Here is a 15,014-nt window from a genome sequence, read left to right as displayed (position 1 = left end):
ACCGGCTAACTCATGAACAAAAAACGATGGCTGATTGTCCGCATGCCATTACCCGGCGGCAATGACAGTAACGGTCAAGAATGATGACACTCCGCTTCAGCCTATGGGTACCACTCAACGTGCCGGCGGCGTCTGCCCCAGCGGCACTACGGCCATGGTCAGGCGCGATACGCAGCTGACCTTGCCTTCGTCGCTGCAGAGGCGAATATCCCAGACATGGGTGGTACGCCCGATATGAATCGCCCTGGCCACCGCCGTCACCCGGCCGGAGCGCAGGCCGCGCAAATGGTTGGCATTGATCTCCAGGCCCACGCAGTAGAACTTGCTGGCGTCGATGCACAGGTAGCTGGCCATGGAGCCGACCGTTTCCGCCAGCACCACCGAGGCGCCGCCGTGCAGCAAGCCATAGGGTTGATGGGTGCGATGGTCGATCACCATGCTCGCGGTCAGGGATTCGTCGTCGAAGGACTCGAAGCGGATGTCCAGCACCTCACCGATGGTGTTTTTCTGGATCGCGTTCAGTTGCTCGATGTTCGGGGTGGTACGCCATAGGCTCATCACTGCATCCTTTAGGGAGGTTATCCGCGCTCAATCCTGCCACAGCACCGCTTCGGAGCGCTCGCTCCACTCTTTGAAGCGCTCGCCGTAGGCGGCTTCGATGACATTGCGCTTGATCTTCAGGGTCGGGGTCAGAAAGCCGTTTTCCACCGCCCAACTGTCCTTCACCACCACCAGGCGGTGCAAGCGTTCATGTTTGTCGAGCGCGCCATTGACCTCGTCAAGCAGGCTTTCCAGGCTCGCATGCAGGCCACCACGGGCGTTGCCTGCGGCGTCCTGCAAACCGGCCGCGGACAACACGCACAAGCCCAGCGGCGCACTCAGGCCATCGCCGACCACGCACACCTGCTCGATCCGCGAATGCACCGCCAGGCGGTTCTCGATCGGCGCCGGGGCCACGTACTTGCCCTTGCTGGTCTTGAAGATCTCCTTGAGCCGCCCGGTCAGGCGCAGATTGCCATCGGCGTCCTGCTCGCCCTTGTCGCCGGTACGCAGGAAACCATCCGCGGTGACGGTTTCCGCGGTCTTCTGCGGGTCCTTGAAGTAGCCGAGCATGGTCGCCCCGCTGCGCACCTGGACCTCTCCGGCCTCGTCGATCCGCACCTCGACATCCGGGCAGGGCCGGCCGATCCAGCCGGGTACATGCTGGCCGCTGCGGCCGATATGGGAATAACCGCAACTTTCGGTCATGCCGTACACCTCCAGCACGTCGAGGCCCAGGCGCTGGTACCAGTCCAGCAGGGTCTGCGGCACCGGCGCGGCGCCGGACAAGGCGACTCGCAGGGCGTCCAGCCCCAGCCCGGCCAGCACCTTGTGCCCGACCCGCTTGCCGATGAAAGGCAGGCCCAGCAGGAACTCCAGGCGCTTGGCCGGGACCTTGCTGTACACGCCCATCTGGAACTTGGTCCAGATCCGCGGCACGCCGAACAGCGCCGTGGGCCGCGCCCGCTGCAAGTCGGTGAGAAAGGTCTCCAGGCTCTCGGCGAAGAACACCGTCTGCCCGGTATAGATCGCCGCCATCTCGACGAACATGCGCTCGGCCACATGGCACAGCGGCAGGTAGGACAGCAGCCGGTCCGTCGGCCCGAGGCCGAACAGCTGGGTGCCGCGTGAAGCCGCGAAACCCAGGGTGCCGAAGCTGTGCATCACGCCCTTGGGCAGGCCGGTGGTGCCCGAGGTGTAGATGATGGTCGCCAGTTGCTCGGCGGCGGGGTTGGGGTCGTCCTGGATCGGCGAGCACTGCTGCAACTCGTCCCAAGTGAAGTCGAAGCGGCCTTCGGGACAGATCGGCAGGCTGATGGTGGGCAGCCCGGGCTTCACGCCGGGGGCCATCGCCGGCCAGTCGTCGAGCTTGCCGATGAACACCAGGGCCGACTCGGAATGCTCCAGCACCTGGGCCACCGAATCGGCGGTCAGGTTGGGATACAGGGGCACGGAAACGTGACCGGCCATCCAGATCGCCAGGTCGGCGATGATCCAGTGGGCGCAGTTCTTGGAAATGATCGCGACATGACTGCCCGGTGGCAGCTCGCGGGCGCGCAGCCAGTGGGCGGCGCAGCGGGCCTGGTGGCCGACGTCGGCCCAGGTCAGTTCTTCGACCCGGCCACCACCCAGGGGCTGGACCAGGAAACGTTGGCGGGGATGACGAGCTTCGCGCTCGTAGAACACTTCCAGCGGCAAACGAAAAGCAGCAGACATGCGACTCGCTCCTTTGTTTTTGTTCTGATCGTGAGGCTAGCCAACCAAGCACTTGCTCGGGCGACTATTCCACGCACAAAGGAACGCTGCAAGTTAAGAAATGTAGCGAAAAGAACAGATCGTGGTAGGAGCGAGGCTTGCCCGCGATGAAGGCGGACGCGCTGCTTCGGACAGTCCGCGCCGCTTCCTTCGCGGGCAAGCCTCGCTCCCACGAGTTCAAGGGCTCTGGCTCAGGGATTCCTGATGCTGTTGAGGGTCATCAGGCCGGCTAGCGGCCAGTCGCCTTCGAGTTCCGCCAGGCCCGCGGTGTGCATCGGCTGGGGATTGCGCAGATGGCCGTGCTGCAGGAGGCCGATCAGGTTGCCCACCAGCGGCTGGTGGCTGACCAGCAGCACGTTGTCCGCCGAGTCGAGCTGGGCGACCACCGACAGCGGGTTGTTGTCCGGCGTCAGCCAGGAGACGGTGCGGATTTCCGCTTCGAAGCCCAGGGCTTCGCGCACCAGCTTCGCCGTCTGCTGCGCCCGCGCATAAGGGCTGGCGATGATCGCGCTGAGCGGCTGGCCGATCAGGTGAGCGGCGCTGCGCAGCGCCTCCTCGCGGCCATGCTCGGTCAGGTTGCGCTCGGCGTCGCTGCGCGCGTGAGGCTCGGCTTCACCGTGACGCAACACCCAGAGCTTCACAGCTTGGGCTCCTCGTCACGCACCGGATGGGGCGCCGGTGGCACCACATGCGGCGCTTCACCTTCAGGGGCCCGCGGGGCCGGCCAGTCGGCGAACGGCCAAGGCTTCTGGTCGGTATGGAAACTGCCGAAACGACCGATCTGCGCCAGGAACTGGCTCAGGCTGTCGCCGAAGTTCATCAGGCTGGCGCTCGGCGAGCCGTAGATCAGCCGGTAGATCAGTTGCACCAGCACCAGCGCGCCAAGGATGAATTGCGCCACTTGCCAGACCAGCACGAACACCAGCATCCACAGCACACGCAGCAGGATGGATTCGTACTTGGCTTCGGAATTCGTATCGTTCATGTCTCGCTCCTGTCCTGCTCAGTTGAAACCACTGGTGGAGATAAAATCGACATCGGTTTTCGGCTCGCCGCGCATCAGCAGCTCGATGACCTGGTTCAGCGTGCGCCCCTCAAACAGGATGGCATGTAATCCGGCCACCAGCGGCATATATACGCCCACTTCCTGCGCCTTGACCTTGAGCACCTTGAGGGTGTTCACGCCTTCGGCCACCTCGCCGAGCCGGTCCACCGCCTCTTCCAGGCTCAGGCCTTCGCCCAGGGCAAAACCGACCTGGTAGTTGCGGCTCTTGGGCGACGAGCAGGTGACGATCAGGTCACCGACCCCCGCCAGGCCGAGGAAGGTCATCGGGTTGGCGCCCTGGCTGACGGCGAAACGGGTCATTTCCGCCAGCGCCCGGGTAATCAGCATGCTCTTGGTGTTTTCCCCCATGCCCAAGGCCACAGCCATGCCGGCAATGATCGCGTAGACGTTCTTCAACGCCCCGCCCAGCTCGACGCCGAAGCGGTCGGCGCTGGCATAGACGCGGAAGGTCCGGCCATGCAAGGCCGCCTGCACACGCTGGCAGAGTTCTTCGTCTTCACTGGCAACCACGGTGGCGGTCAAGGCGTGCTCGGCCACTTCACGGGCCAGGTTCGGCCCGGACAGCACGCCGATCCGCGCTTGCGGGGCGATGTCTTCGAGGATTTCGCTCATCAGCTTGAAGGTCTGTGCTTCGATGCCCTTGGTCAGGCTGACCAGCAGCTTGCCGGCGAGCAACTGCGCATGGGGCGCCAGCACCGAGCGCAGGGCGCTGGAGGGCAAGGCGACAAAACACAGGTCACTGTCGTTCAGGGTGGCCAACAGATCGGTCACCGGCTCCACCGCCGGATGAATCTTGATGCCTTTGAGGTAACGCGGATTTTCGCGATGAATGCGAATGGCCTCCGCCTGCTCCGGGTCACGCATCCACTGCCGCACCCGATGACCGTTCTCGGCCAGCAGATTGGCCACGGCGGTACCAAAGCTTCCGCCTCCCAGGACCGCGATAGGGCGCTGTTCAGTCATATGCAATCCGTCAATCCATACAGTGGCGATGGCGGCATTATACGGGGCGCCCCTGCGGCGGCCAGCCCTGTGAACAATTAGGCACAAATGCCGGGAAAACACCGATTAGGACGGGGAATGTCGGGGTTATCGACTGGAAAACCCGGTCATCTCGGTTAACATGCGCGGCAATTACTCGTTATCAAGGCTGTGCCGTGTATCCTGGCCCTCCCCTCTCCCGCCCATCCCTGTTGCTGGCGCTGCTTTGCAGCACCCCGGTGCTGGCCGACGATCTGTTCCTGGACAGCCAGCCGCTGCCGGAAATCCTCACCGCCACCCGTCTGAAACAGTCTCCTGCGGCCGTGCCCGGCAGCATGACCGTGCTCGACAGCGAACTGATCAACGCCAGCGGCGCCCGCGACATCAGCGAGCTGCTGCGCCTGGTGCCGGGGATGATGGTCGGCAATATCAGCGGCAACCAGGCCGCGGTGAACTATCACGGCACCAATGCCAGCGAAGCGCGCCGCATGCAGGTGCTGATCGATGGGCGCTCGGTGTACCGGGCAGGCCTGGCCACCGTGGACTGGAGCGACATCCCGGTGGCCATGGAGGACATCGAGCGCATCGAGGTATTTCGCGGCCCCAATACCGTCAGTTACGGCGCCAACGCGCTGATGGCGGTGATCAACATCATCACCCGCTCGCCCGCCAACAGCCACGGCACGCGGGTCAAGGTCACCCGCGGCCAGCGCGGTATCAGCGACTGGTACGCCAGCCAGGGCACCGGCTGGGACAGCGGCGACCTGCGCCTGTCGCTGTCCGGGCAGGAGGACGACGGCTTCGACAGCGATCGCAACGGCACCGACTACCGCGATAGCCGGCGCTTGAACCGCTTCAGCCTGTCGGTCAGCCAGATGCTCGACGAGCGGCAGAGCATCGACTGGCAACTCAGCGCCAAGGAAGGCAGCAACCAGCGCCCCTATACCTACCGGCCGGTGTTCTCCGGCATCACTTCAGCCGGCTATAACTCCGACGTGATCGCCAAGGACTATGCCGGCTCGCTGCGCTGGAACCTCGACATCAACCCGGAGCACAGCCTTTATATACAAGGCTCGGCCCAGCACTGGGACCGCCAGCAGAACTGGCGCGCCTGTGACGCCGAAGTGTCGTTCAGCCCGGAACTGACCCGCCTCTGGCAGCTCAACCCGAACTACGCCGAACTGCTGGCCCGGCACATGGACAACTTCACTGGCTCCGGCGCCCCTCCAGGCACCGCGGCCGAACAGGCCCTGGCGAACCAGGTACTGACGCAATGGAAGGACGGCGCCAAGCGCACGGTCTGCGGGGATATTGACCAGAGCGCCCGCGAATCGCGCTATGACCTCGAACTGCAGGACACCCTGAGCCTGTCCGATGGCGTGCGCCTGGTCAGCGGCCTGAACTATCGCTACGACCGCGCCGACTCGCAAACCTATTTCAACGGCACCCTCGACGACAGCACCTGGCGCGCCTTCGGCCAGCTGGAATGGCGCGCCACCGAGCACTGGCTGTTGCAGGGCGGCGCCATGTTCGAGGACTCGCAGCTGAGCGGCAGCTCGCTGACCCCGCGGGTGGCGGTCAACTATCTGATCAACCCGCGCCACGGCCTGCGGGCGGTGTATTCGGAAGCGATCCGCTCGCCGGACATGTTCGAGAACAACGTCAACTGGAGCTACCGGGTCACCAAGCTGAGCCCCACCGCCTACGGCCAGCCCAGCGCCCAGTACTTCGTCAAGACCCGCGGCCCGGGCAACCTCGACCAGGAACGCATGCGCTCACGGGAACTGGGCTACAACGGCTTTTTCGCCGATCTCGGGCTGAACCTCGATGTGAAGCTGTTCTACGACGAAATCAGCGGGATGATCAGCGAGCCGCTGCGCAACAACCAGTACATCGCCAGTAACAGCAACAGCTCACGCTTCGCCGGCACTGAAACCCAATTGGACTGGCGCCTGAACCCGGCGGACCGGCTGCGCCTGACGTACGCCTATGTCGACGCCGAAGCCAGCAACCCGCTGGACGAGCAATTGACCGCGCGCCACAGCGGCTCGGCGGGCTGGTTGCGCGACTGGGGCCAGGGCTGGTCCAGCGCGCTCTTCTACTATGGTTCCAGCGCGCTCAACGGGTATCGCTTCGAACGGGTCGATACCCGCGTCGCCAAGCGTATCCCCCTGGGCAAGGGCAGCCTGGAGCTGGCCGGCGTGCTCCAGCAACGGCTCGACGACGAGCCCACTACCTTTGTCGACAACAACTATGACTCGCACCACGTCCTCTACTTCAGTGCGGAGTTGACGTTCTAGCATGAGCCACCGTCAGTCAGGGATGACGCCTGCCTTGAACCGTTTCCGGGTTCGCCTGCTGCTGTTCTGTTGCCTCTGGGGTGCATTCCCCGCATGGGCGGCCCAGGTGTTGCTGACTGGCGCCGAAGACAGCACCGGTGTGCGGGCCTTCGCCCAGGCACTGGCGCAACAGCGGCCACAGGACGAAGTGCGCTTCGAACTCCTGGCCAACCTGCCTGCCCCCGGTCAATTGCCAGCGGGCACCCGGCTGATCCTGCTCGACCCGGCCAGCCTGGAGTGGCGCCAGAAAGATACCCAGGGCCCGGCCACCCTGGTGCTGCGCATCGGCCGGATCCAGGCTCAGCAGCGCCTGGGGACAACGTCTTCGCCCCGGCTGAGCCTGTTATGGAGCGACCCGCCGCTGGCTCGGCAATTGCGGCTGATCCGCAAGATCCTGCCCCAGGCCCGGCGGATCGGCGTGCTCTACGGCGCCGACAGCGAATTCCTGCTCAAGGAGCTGCACCAGGCCGCCCATCCCCTGGGGCTGGAAATCGTCGCCGAGCGCTGGGACGACACCAATGACAGCCGTCCGCTGCAAAGCCTGCTGAAAAGCAGCGACGTTCTGCTGGGGCTGGACGATCCGCAGCTGTACAACCCGAAAACCGCGAAGAACCTGTTATTGAGCAGCTATGCCCGGCAACTGGCGCTGATCGGCCCCAATGCCGGCTTCGTCAAGGCCGGCAGCCTGGCCAGCACCTACAGCGACCAGGAAGACTGGCTGCAGGTGCTTGACGATTTGCTGGACCGGCCCACGACCCACTGGCCGCGTACCCTGTATCCACAACCGTTCAAGGTGTTGAGCAACCCGCAAGTGGCACGCTCCCTGGGTGTCGAACCGATTGACGAGCAATCGGTGGCGACCCAGCTGGCCGAAGGAGAAAAACGCCCATGACCTTCCGTCGCCGTTGGGACATCAGTACCCGCACCCAGATCATCTGCCTCGGCCCGGCGCTGCTGCTGACCCTGCTGCTGATCAGCTTCTTTACCTTCGTACGGATCCAGGATCTGCGCCAGGAGCTGAACCACACCGGCCAGTTGATCGCCAACCAGCTGGCGCCGGCCACCGAATACGGGGTGATCTCGGGCAACAGCGAAGGTCTCGAGAGCCTGCTCAAGGCCACCCTGGCCACGCCCCATGTGCGCTTTCTCGAAGTCCAGGACAGCCGCAACAAGATCCTGGTGTACGTCGAGCAGCCTTCGGAGACCCACAACCGCTCACAGCAGGTCGAAGTGTTCCAGGCCCCGGTGCGCCTGCAACGCATCCAGCTCAGCAACGACTTGTTCCAGGACGACCCGAGCGCCAGCGTGAGCGCCAGCGAGGACTACCTGGGGCGGGTGATCGTCGGCATGTCCAACGACGCCTTCAGCCAGCGCCAGCAGGAGATTCTGTTCAAGGCCGGCATCCTCGCGCTGTTCGCCCTGCTGTTCACCTTCCTCCTGGCCCGCCGCCTGGCGGCCAGCCTGTCGCAGCCGATCAGCGCCATGGGCACCGCGGTCAAGGCCATTCAACAGGGTGACTTCAAGACTCCGCTGCCGATCGTCGACGATGCCGAGCTGGGCGATCTTTCGCGGCATATCAACAACCTGGCCGCCGGCCTCGAGCAGGCCAGCCGCGAGCAGCACCAGGCCATGGCCCAGTTGATCCAGACCCGCGAAGAAGCGGAGCGGGCCAACAACGCCAAGTCGGATTTCCTGGCGATGATGAGCCATGAACTGCGCACGCCCATGAACGGCGTGCTGGGCATGCTGCAACTGCTCGAAACCACCGAAATGACCGATGAACAGCACGAATACGCGGCGCTGGCCTCCGAGTCCACCGAGCACCTGCTCAAGGTGATCAACGACATCCTCGACTTCTCGCGCATCGAGCGCTCGGCCCTGGAGCTGGAGCACATCCCGTTCAACCTCGCCGAACTGATCAGCAGCTCGGCCCAGGCCTTCCAGCACAGCGCCGCGCAACGCGGGCTGGACCTGCAACTGCGACTGCCGCCCGGCATGGAGTCGCTGCAGGTCAAAGGCGACCCGACGCGCATCCGGCAGATCCTGGTGAACCTGATCGGCAACGCCTTGAAGTTCACCGAGCAAGGCAGCGTCACCGTCGAGCCGCAATGGCAGGCCCTGGACCACGAGCTGCTGTGGTTCACCTGCAGCGTGCGCGACAGCGGGATTGGCATCAGCACCGAAAGCCTGGAACTGATGTTCAACGCCTTCCAGCAGGCCGACAGTTCGATTTCCCGGCGTTATGGCGGCACCGGCCTGGGGCTGCCGATCGCCCGCACCCTGGCCGAACGCATGGGCGGCACCCTGCGCGCCCAGAGCGAGGAAGGCAGCGGCTCGGTGTTCACCCTGGAGATCCCGCTGGCGCTGTACCAGCAAAGCTTGCCGGTGCTGGCGCCACGGGTGCACAGCGGGCATGCCCATGGCGAAGGACGCAACGTACTGCTGGTGGAAGACAACCCGGTCAACCAGACCGTGATCCAGGCCATGCTGCGCAGCCTGGGCTTCACGGTCAGCATCGCCACCGATGGCGCCCAGGCCATTCGCAGCGCCGAGAGCCTGATCTTCGAGGCGATCCTGATGGATTGCCGGCTGCCGCTGATCGACGGCTACGAGGCCACCCGGCAGATCCGCCAACTGCCCGGATGCGCCGATCTGCCGATCATCGCCTTGACCGCCAACGCCTTGCAGGGCGACCGCGAAGCGTGTTTGTCGGCGGGAATGAACGATTACCTGGCCAAGCCGTTCAAACGCACGGATCTGCAGCAAATTCTCCAACGCTGGGTGCAGTAGCGGCCACTTATCGACCATCTGCGACTGGCGTGGCGGGCGAAAGTGCGGCAGTCTTAGGCACCCGAACAGGCCCCTCACAGGGCCTGTATAATAATTTCAGTGCACAAGTGTACATTCATGTCCCTTGTGCTGTGACTTTCACCACAACGCAATAGTCTATGAGTAGGCTGCCGGCTCGAGGCATGAACGCTTCGATCGGCCGGGAAGATTTGCCCCACCCTGCCGCATGGGACTATTGAGGAGCTCGCATGACCAAACAAAACGCCTTTACTCGGGAAGATCTGCTGCGCTGCAGTCGCGGTGAGCTGTTCGGCCCAGGTAACGCGCAACTGCCCGCCCCGAACATGCTGATGGTGGATCGCATCACTCATATCAGCCAAGAGGGCGGCAAGTACGGCAAAGGTGAATTGGTCGCCGAGCTGGATATCACCCCTGACCTGTGGTTCTTCGCCTGCCACTTCGAAGGCGATCCGGTGATGCCGGGCTGCCTGGGCCTTGACGCCATGTGGCAACTGGTCGGTTTCTTCCTGGGCTGGCAAGGCCTGCCGGGCCGCGGTCGCGCCCTGGGCTCGGGCGAAGTGAAGTTCTTTGGCCAGGTGCTGCCGACCGCCAAGAAAGTCACCTATAACATTCATATCAAGCGCGTCCTCAAGGGCAAGCTGAACATGGCCATCGCCGATGGTTCGGTCAGCGTCGACGGCCGCGAAATCTACACCGCCGAAGGCCTCCGGGTCGGCGTTTTCACCTCCACTGACAACTTCTAAGGGTTATCCGCATGCGCCGCGTCGTTATCACTGGTCTGGGCATCGTTTCGTGCCTGGGCAATGACAAAGAGACCGTCTCCGCTAACCTGCGTGCAAGTCGCCCTGGCATCCGCTTCAACCCGGAATATGCCGAAATGGGTCTGCGTAGCCAGGTTTCCGGCTCCATTGACCTCAATCTCGAAGAGCTGATCGATCGCAAGATCTATCGCTTCGTCGGCCACGCGGCGGCTTACGCCTACCTGGCCATGAAAGACGCCATCGCCGACTCCGGCCTGACCGAAGAGCAGGTTTCCAACCCGCGTACCGGCCTGATCGCTGGCTCTGGCGGCGCCTCTACCCTGAACCAGATGGAAGCACTGGACATCCTGCGCGAGAAAGGCGTCAAGCGCGTCGGCCCATACCGCGTGACGCGGACCATGAGCAGCACCGTTTCCGCATGCCTGGCCACGCCGTTCAAGATCAAGGGCCTGAACTACTCCATCGCTTCCGCCTGTGCCACCAGTGCTCACTGCATCGGTACCGCCATGGAACAGATCCAGATGGGCAAGCAGGACATCGTGTTCGCCGGCGGCGGTGAAGAAGAACATTGGAGCCAGTCGTTCCTGTTCGACGCCATGGGCGCCCTGTCCAGCAAGCGCAATGACACCCCGGAACAAGCCTCCCGCGCCTACGATGCCGACCGTGACGGCTTCGTCATCGCCGGCGGTGGCGGCATGGTGGTGGTCGAGGAGCTGGAACACGCCCTGGCCCGTGGCGCGAAGATCTACGCCGAAATCGTTGGCTACGGCGCGACGTCCGACGGCTACGACATGGTGGCGCCAAGCGGCGAAGGTGCAATCCGTTGCATGCAGATGGCCATGTCCACTGTCGACGCACCGATCGACTACCTGAACACCCACGGCACCTCGACTCCGGTCGGCGACGTCGCGGAAATGAAAGGCGTGCGTGAAGTGTTCGGCGACAAGGCTCCAGCCATCAGCTCCACCAAGAGCCTGTCGGGTCACTCCCTGGGCGCCGCCGGCGTTCACGAAGCGATCTACTGCCTGCTGATGATGGAAGGCAACTTCATGGCCGGTTCGGCCAACATCGACGAGCTGGATCCGGAAGTAGCCGACATGCCGATCCTGACCAAGACTCGCGAAGACACCACCATCAACACCGTGATGAGCAACAGCTTCGGCTTCGGCGGCACCAACGCCACCCTGGTCCTGAAGCGCTGGCAGGGCAAGTAAGCCCCGCCTTTGCCACATGAAAAACGCCCCGACTGGTTCGGGGCGTTTTTTATTGGGCGGCTGTTTTCCCCCGCGTAAAAGCACTTACACCGAGAAACGCGCCACCAGGGTGTTCAGGTCCACCGCCAGCCGTGACAGCTCCTGGCTCGCGGCGCTGGTCTGGTTGGCCCCGGCCGAGGTCTGCATGGCCAGGTCGCGGATGTTCATCAGGTTGCGATCCACCTCCCTGGCCACCGCCGCCTGCTCCTCCGAGGCGCTGGCGATCACCGTGTTGCGCTCGTTGATCAGGGTGATCGCCCCGGCGATTTCCTCCAGCGCCGTCCCCGCCGCCTTGGCCAGCTCCAGGGTCGAGCGGGCCCGACTGTTGCTCTGCTGCATGGAGCTGACAGCCTGCTCGGTGCCCAGCTGAATGCCGCCGATCATCTGCTCGATCTCCTGGGTCGATTGCTGGGTGCGATGCGCCAGCGCCCGCACCTCGTCCGCCACCACCGCGAACCCGCGACCGGCATCCCCGGCCCGCGCCGCCTCGATGGCGGCATTCAGGGCCAGCAGATTGGTCTGTTCGGCCACCGAACGAATCACATCCAGCACCTTGCTGATGCCATACACCTTCTGCGCCAGCTCTTCGACCTGGGAGGCGTTGGCAGTCACGTCGTCGGCCAGGGACTCGATGGACTGTACCGTCTGGCGCACCTGCTCACGCCCATGCTGGGCAATCAGGTCGGACTGGCGGGAGGCTTCGGACGTTGCCACGGCATTGCTGGCCACCTCCTCCACCGCAGCGGTCATCTGGTTCACCGCAGTCGCCGCCTGTTCGATTTCCTGGCTCTGCTGGTGCAGGCCGCGGGTGGCGTCCTCGGTCACGCAACTGAGTTCCTCGGAAGCGGAAGCCAGCTGGCTGGAAGACTCGGAAATACGCCGGATGGTCTCCCGCAGGCTGTGCTGCATGGCCTTGAGCGCCTGCAGCAGGCGCGCCGGCTCATCCTTGCCACTGATGCGAATGTCCTCAGTCAGGTCGCCACCGGCCACCACCTCGGCCACGTTCAGCGATTGCGAGAGCGGCAGCACAATGCTGCGGGTGAGCAACAGCGCCAGGACAATGGTCATCAGGCCCGCCACCACAATCATCACCACCACCCAGACCTTGGCATTGCTGAACACCGCCCTGGCCAGCTCGGTGGCCAGGTTGGCGTTGTGCCGGTTGAGGGCCACCAGCTCATTGAGGGTGCCCGCCAGCTCATCGGCCAGCTGGCTCATCTCGCCATTGACCACCGCAACCGCATCCTCGACCCGCCCCTGCTGCGACAGCGCCATCACCTGGTTCTGATGCTCGAGGTAGCGCTTCTCGGCGGCCTTGTAGCGATCGAATAGCACACGCTCTTCCGGCAGCACAATCAGCGCGTTATAGCGCTCCTGGGCCACCGTCATGCCGCGCTTGATCTCATTGAGTTTGCTTTCGTTCTGCGCCAGGGCCTGGGGGCTGCGGTTGATCAGCAAGCGCATGGTCAGCGCCCGGACCCGCAGCAGGTCCTGATTCATTTCGCCCACCGACATCACACTGGGTAGCCAGTTGTTGTCGACCTCGTCGGACTGCGCGCGCATGTTCGACATCTGCAGCAGGGCGAACGCCCCCAGGCCGAACACCATCAGCGCCAGCAGGCCGAAGCCCAGGCCCGCGCGCGGTGCAATGTTGAGACTCCTGATGCTCATTCTCCGGTTCCTTCCAAAAGCGCTGCATTCGCCATACAGCGGGCTGCTCTTGAAGGTATCGGGTCGCGGAAAATTTGCTTAAGACGAAAACGTGATATCAAAACGCCCAAGCACTCCGATGCCTGGGCGTAAACGATTCAGCGTACGGTAAAACGCTGCTGGACCAACAAACGGTCGCCCTGGAATACCATGAAACGCCACTCGCCGGGGATCACCTCATGACTCTCGGTGAACTCATAGGCCATGATGTCCTGCGGCGCGCCCGGCACCAGTTTCTGGGTCACTTCGAGCTTGTCGTGACGCTGGCCATCCGGGGTACGGATGCCCGGCGTGAAATACAACAGGGTCAGTGGCACATCCTCGGCCACCTTGCCGGCCAACTGATAACGCAGGCCGAACTTAGTGCCCAGCCGCGCGGGCACGATCTCGGTCTGCTCGATGTTTTCGTTGCTGCGCCGCAGCACCCGCTCACCCGACTGCAACGCGGCCTTCGGCCCCTCGAACACACCATATTCCACCGGGCCTTCGACACGGACTTCGGCACTGGCAAGGCCACTGAGCATCATCAGCGCCGCCAATGCGCTTAAACGGGTGAGGTGCATATCGCGCTCCTTGATTGAGATGGCGCGAGCCTATGACGCAGGCATGACAGGCTGATGACAAACCTGCATCACCAGCGCCTTGGCAACGCCCACGAACCGGAGCCACCCAGGATCAACGTGCGCGCGGCAGCACGGCGAGGAAGTTGTCCCGGGCCACCTTGCGCGCCACGGCCTCCGGCAAGGCATCGAGAAAGGGATCGAAGCCGCGCATTTCCCGCCCCAGCTTGTTGAAACGCCCGACAACGTCCGAACCCAGCATGAAGCGCTCGGGAAAGCGCTCCACCAGCTTCAGCCACTGCGCCCGAGGCACGCCCTGCTCATCCAGCAGATATGGCCTGAGCACACTCCAGGACAGGTCGATGTAGAGGTTGGGATAAGACTCGAGCATCCGCGCCAGGGTCGGCAGGAGAAATTCCAGCTGCACCTGATGCCGGTGGATCTCCATGCTGGTGCCCGCGTGGGCCCAGATAAAGCGCGTGTGGGGATGATTGCGCAGCGGCTCTTCGATTTCCGCCAGGTACAGCGGGTTCTTCTCGCGCTTGGAGGTGATGTTGGAATGCAGCATCACCGGCAGGTCGTTTTCCGCCGCCAGGTGATAGATCCGCGTCATCGCCTCGTTATTGGCCCGCGGTGTATCGCCGGAGGTCAGCGCGGTCAGGTCGTCGTGGCGGGTGAACACTTCGCCGATGCCCTGCCACAGCCCCGGATTGAGGTCGAGCATGCGCTGGATATGGGCGTCGGAGTTCTTGTCGTTGGGGTTGAAGCCGGACAGGAACGGATGAAAATGCTGGCGCTGCTCGGGCGTCAGGCGGTTCACCGCGGCAGCGACAATCACATCGGTGGCGCTGTACCAGTAGGCATCGGCGTCGTCGCCGGCGTAGTAACGCGGCCGCTTGGGTTCGTCTTCATGCCATTTCTTGGCCACCGGGATACCGGAAATCATCACATGTTCGATGCGATTGTCGGCCATGGCCTTGAGCAGCTTGTCCATGCCCGCCGACTCCTGGAAGAAGTCGACGTAATGCAAGTGAGCATCGCTGTAGGCGTAGTCGCGGGCCTGGGCCCAGGCGCTCGGCAGCAGTAACAGCAAGGTGCTCAGGTAGATCCAGTGCATGGGCGGGCTCCCGTCGGTTGACGCTGGGTAGACCCTGCCCCGCAGGTGACGGTTCAGAAAAAGGGGAACGCACGGCAAGCGTAATGCTCTATAACTGCACCACCTTTCAATGTCTGTTCCG

13 protein-coding genes and 1 pseudogene are annotated in these 15,014 nt (G+C 63.7%); 5 read left to right on the top strand and 9 right to left on the bottom strand.

Annotation, left to right across the window (positions count from 1 at the left end):
• Nucleotides 1-114: 114 nt before the first annotated feature.
• The 5 genes from AC3RCP_RS09835 to AC3RCP_RS09815 all read right to left on the bottom strand — a co-directional run bounded on the left by AC3RCP_RS09835 (nucleotide 115) and on the right by AC3RCP_RS09815 (nucleotide 4,324).
• A complete protein-coding gene (locus tag AC3RCP_RS09835) occupies nucleotides 115-558 on the bottom strand; it encodes a hotdog fold thioesterase (protein WP_492569752.1) in 444 nt (147 codons plus the stop codon).
• Nucleotides 559-588: 30 nt separating this feature from the next.
• Nucleotides 589-2,256, bottom strand: coding sequence for an AMP-binding protein (locus tag AC3RCP_RS09830; RefSeq protein WP_492569750.1), 1,668 nt, complete (start codon nucleotides 2,254-2,256; stop codon nucleotides 589-591).
• Nucleotides 2,257-2,486: 230 nt separating this feature from the next.
• The gene (sixA, locus tag AC3RCP_RS09825; RefSeq protein ID WP_009042809.1) at nucleotides 2,487-2,936 is read right to left on the bottom strand and encodes a phosphohistidine phosphatase SixA; all 450 of its coding nucleotides are present in this window, start codon (nucleotides 2,934-2,936) and stop codon (nucleotides 2,487-2,489) included.
• Nucleotides 2,933-3,280 (bottom strand): DUF4389 domain-containing protein, encoded by a 348-nt coding sequence (locus AC3RCP_RS09820; protein WP_007931570.1) that lies wholly within the window; start codon nucleotides 3,278-3,280, stop codon nucleotides 2,933-2,935. Before AC3RCP_RS09820 ends, sixA begins: the two co-directional genes overlap by 4 nt.
• Nucleotides 3,281-3,298: 18 nt before the next feature.
• Complete coding sequence (locus AC3RCP_RS09815; protein WP_007931569.1) at nucleotides 3,299-4,324, bottom strand: NAD(P)H-dependent glycerol-3-phosphate dehydrogenase; 1,026 nt, start codon at nucleotides 4,322-4,324, stop codon at nucleotides 3,299-3,301.
• 194 nt (nucleotides 4,325-4,518) lie between these two features.
• Between AC3RCP_RS09815 and AC3RCP_RS09810 the strand changes: the two genes are divergently transcribed.
• The 5 genes from AC3RCP_RS09810 (at nucleotide 4,519) to fabB (ending at nucleotide 11,467) form a co-directional block, all read left to right on the top strand.
• Nucleotides 4,519-6,642 (top strand): TonB-dependent receptor plug domain-containing protein, encoded by a 2,124-nt coding sequence (locus AC3RCP_RS09810; RefSeq protein WP_101337203.1) that lies wholly within the window; start codon nucleotides 4,519-4,521, stop codon nucleotides 6,640-6,642.
• 1 nt (nucleotide 6,643) lies between these two features.
• Entirely contained in the window at nucleotides 6,644-7,573 is a 930-nt protein-coding gene (locus AC3RCP_RS09805; protein ID WP_177323811.1) for an ABC transporter substrate-binding protein, read from the top strand.
• Nucleotides 7,570-9,471: an ATP-binding protein gene (locus AC3RCP_RS09800; RefSeq protein WP_492569746.1), complete on the top strand. Its 1,902-nt coding sequence runs from the start codon at nucleotides 7,570-7,572 to the stop codon at nucleotides 9,469-9,471. Before AC3RCP_RS09805 ends, AC3RCP_RS09800 begins: the two co-directional genes overlap by 4 nt.
• Before the next feature lie 248 nt (nucleotides 9,472-9,719).
• Nucleotides 9,720-10,235 (top strand): 3-hydroxyacyl-[acyl-carrier-protein] dehydratase FabA, encoded by a 516-nt coding sequence (fabA, locus tag AC3RCP_RS09795; RefSeq protein ID WP_007931558.1) that lies wholly within the window; start codon nucleotides 9,720-9,722, stop codon nucleotides 10,233-10,235.
• Between the two features lie 11 nt (nucleotides 10,236-10,246).
• On the top strand, nucleotides 10,247-11,467 hold the full coding sequence (gene fabB / locus AC3RCP_RS09790; protein ID WP_101337201.1) for a beta-ketoacyl-ACP synthase I: 1,221 nt from the start codon (nucleotides 10,247-10,249) through the stop codon (nucleotides 11,465-11,467).
• 84 nt (nucleotides 11,468-11,551) lie between these two features.
• Here the strand turns inward: fabB and AC3RCP_RS09785 are convergent, their stop codons facing one another.
• The 4 genes and pseudogenes from AC3RCP_RS09785 to AC3RCP_RS09770 all read right to left on the bottom strand — a co-directional run bounded on the left by AC3RCP_RS09785 (nucleotide 11,552) and on the right by AC3RCP_RS09770 (nucleotide 14,893).
• Nucleotides 11,552-12,415 (bottom strand): methyl-accepting chemotaxis protein, encoded by an 864-nt coding sequence (locus AC3RCP_RS09785; RefSeq protein WP_492569772.1) that lies wholly within the window; start codon nucleotides 12,413-12,415, stop codon nucleotides 11,552-11,554.
• A pseudogene (locus tag AC3RCP_RS09780) lies at nucleotides 12,407-13,177 on the bottom strand (MCP four helix bundle domain-containing protein); the annotation flags it as partial. The pseudogene AC3RCP_RS09780 and the gene AC3RCP_RS09785, both read right to left, overlap by 9 nt.
• Nucleotides 13,178-13,314: 137 nt before the next feature.
• Nucleotides 13,315-13,779: a DUF3859 domain-containing protein gene (locus AC3RCP_RS09775; protein WP_007931553.1), complete on the bottom strand. Its 465-nt coding sequence runs from the start codon at nucleotides 13,777-13,779 to the stop codon at nucleotides 13,315-13,317.
• A 112-nt stretch (nucleotides 13,780-13,891) separates the two neighbouring features.
• Complete coding sequence (locus tag AC3RCP_RS09770) at nucleotides 13,892-14,893, bottom strand: amidohydrolase family protein (RefSeq protein WP_492569744.1); 1,002 nt, start codon at nucleotides 14,891-14,893, stop codon at nucleotides 13,892-13,894.
• Nucleotides 14,894-15,014 lie beyond the last annotated feature (121 nt).

Source organism: Pseudomonas sp. GW822-FHT05A08 (assembly GCF_058800485.1).
Note: the sequence above shows the minus strand (reverse complement) of the source record. Positions and strands in the feature narration are given on the sequence as shown.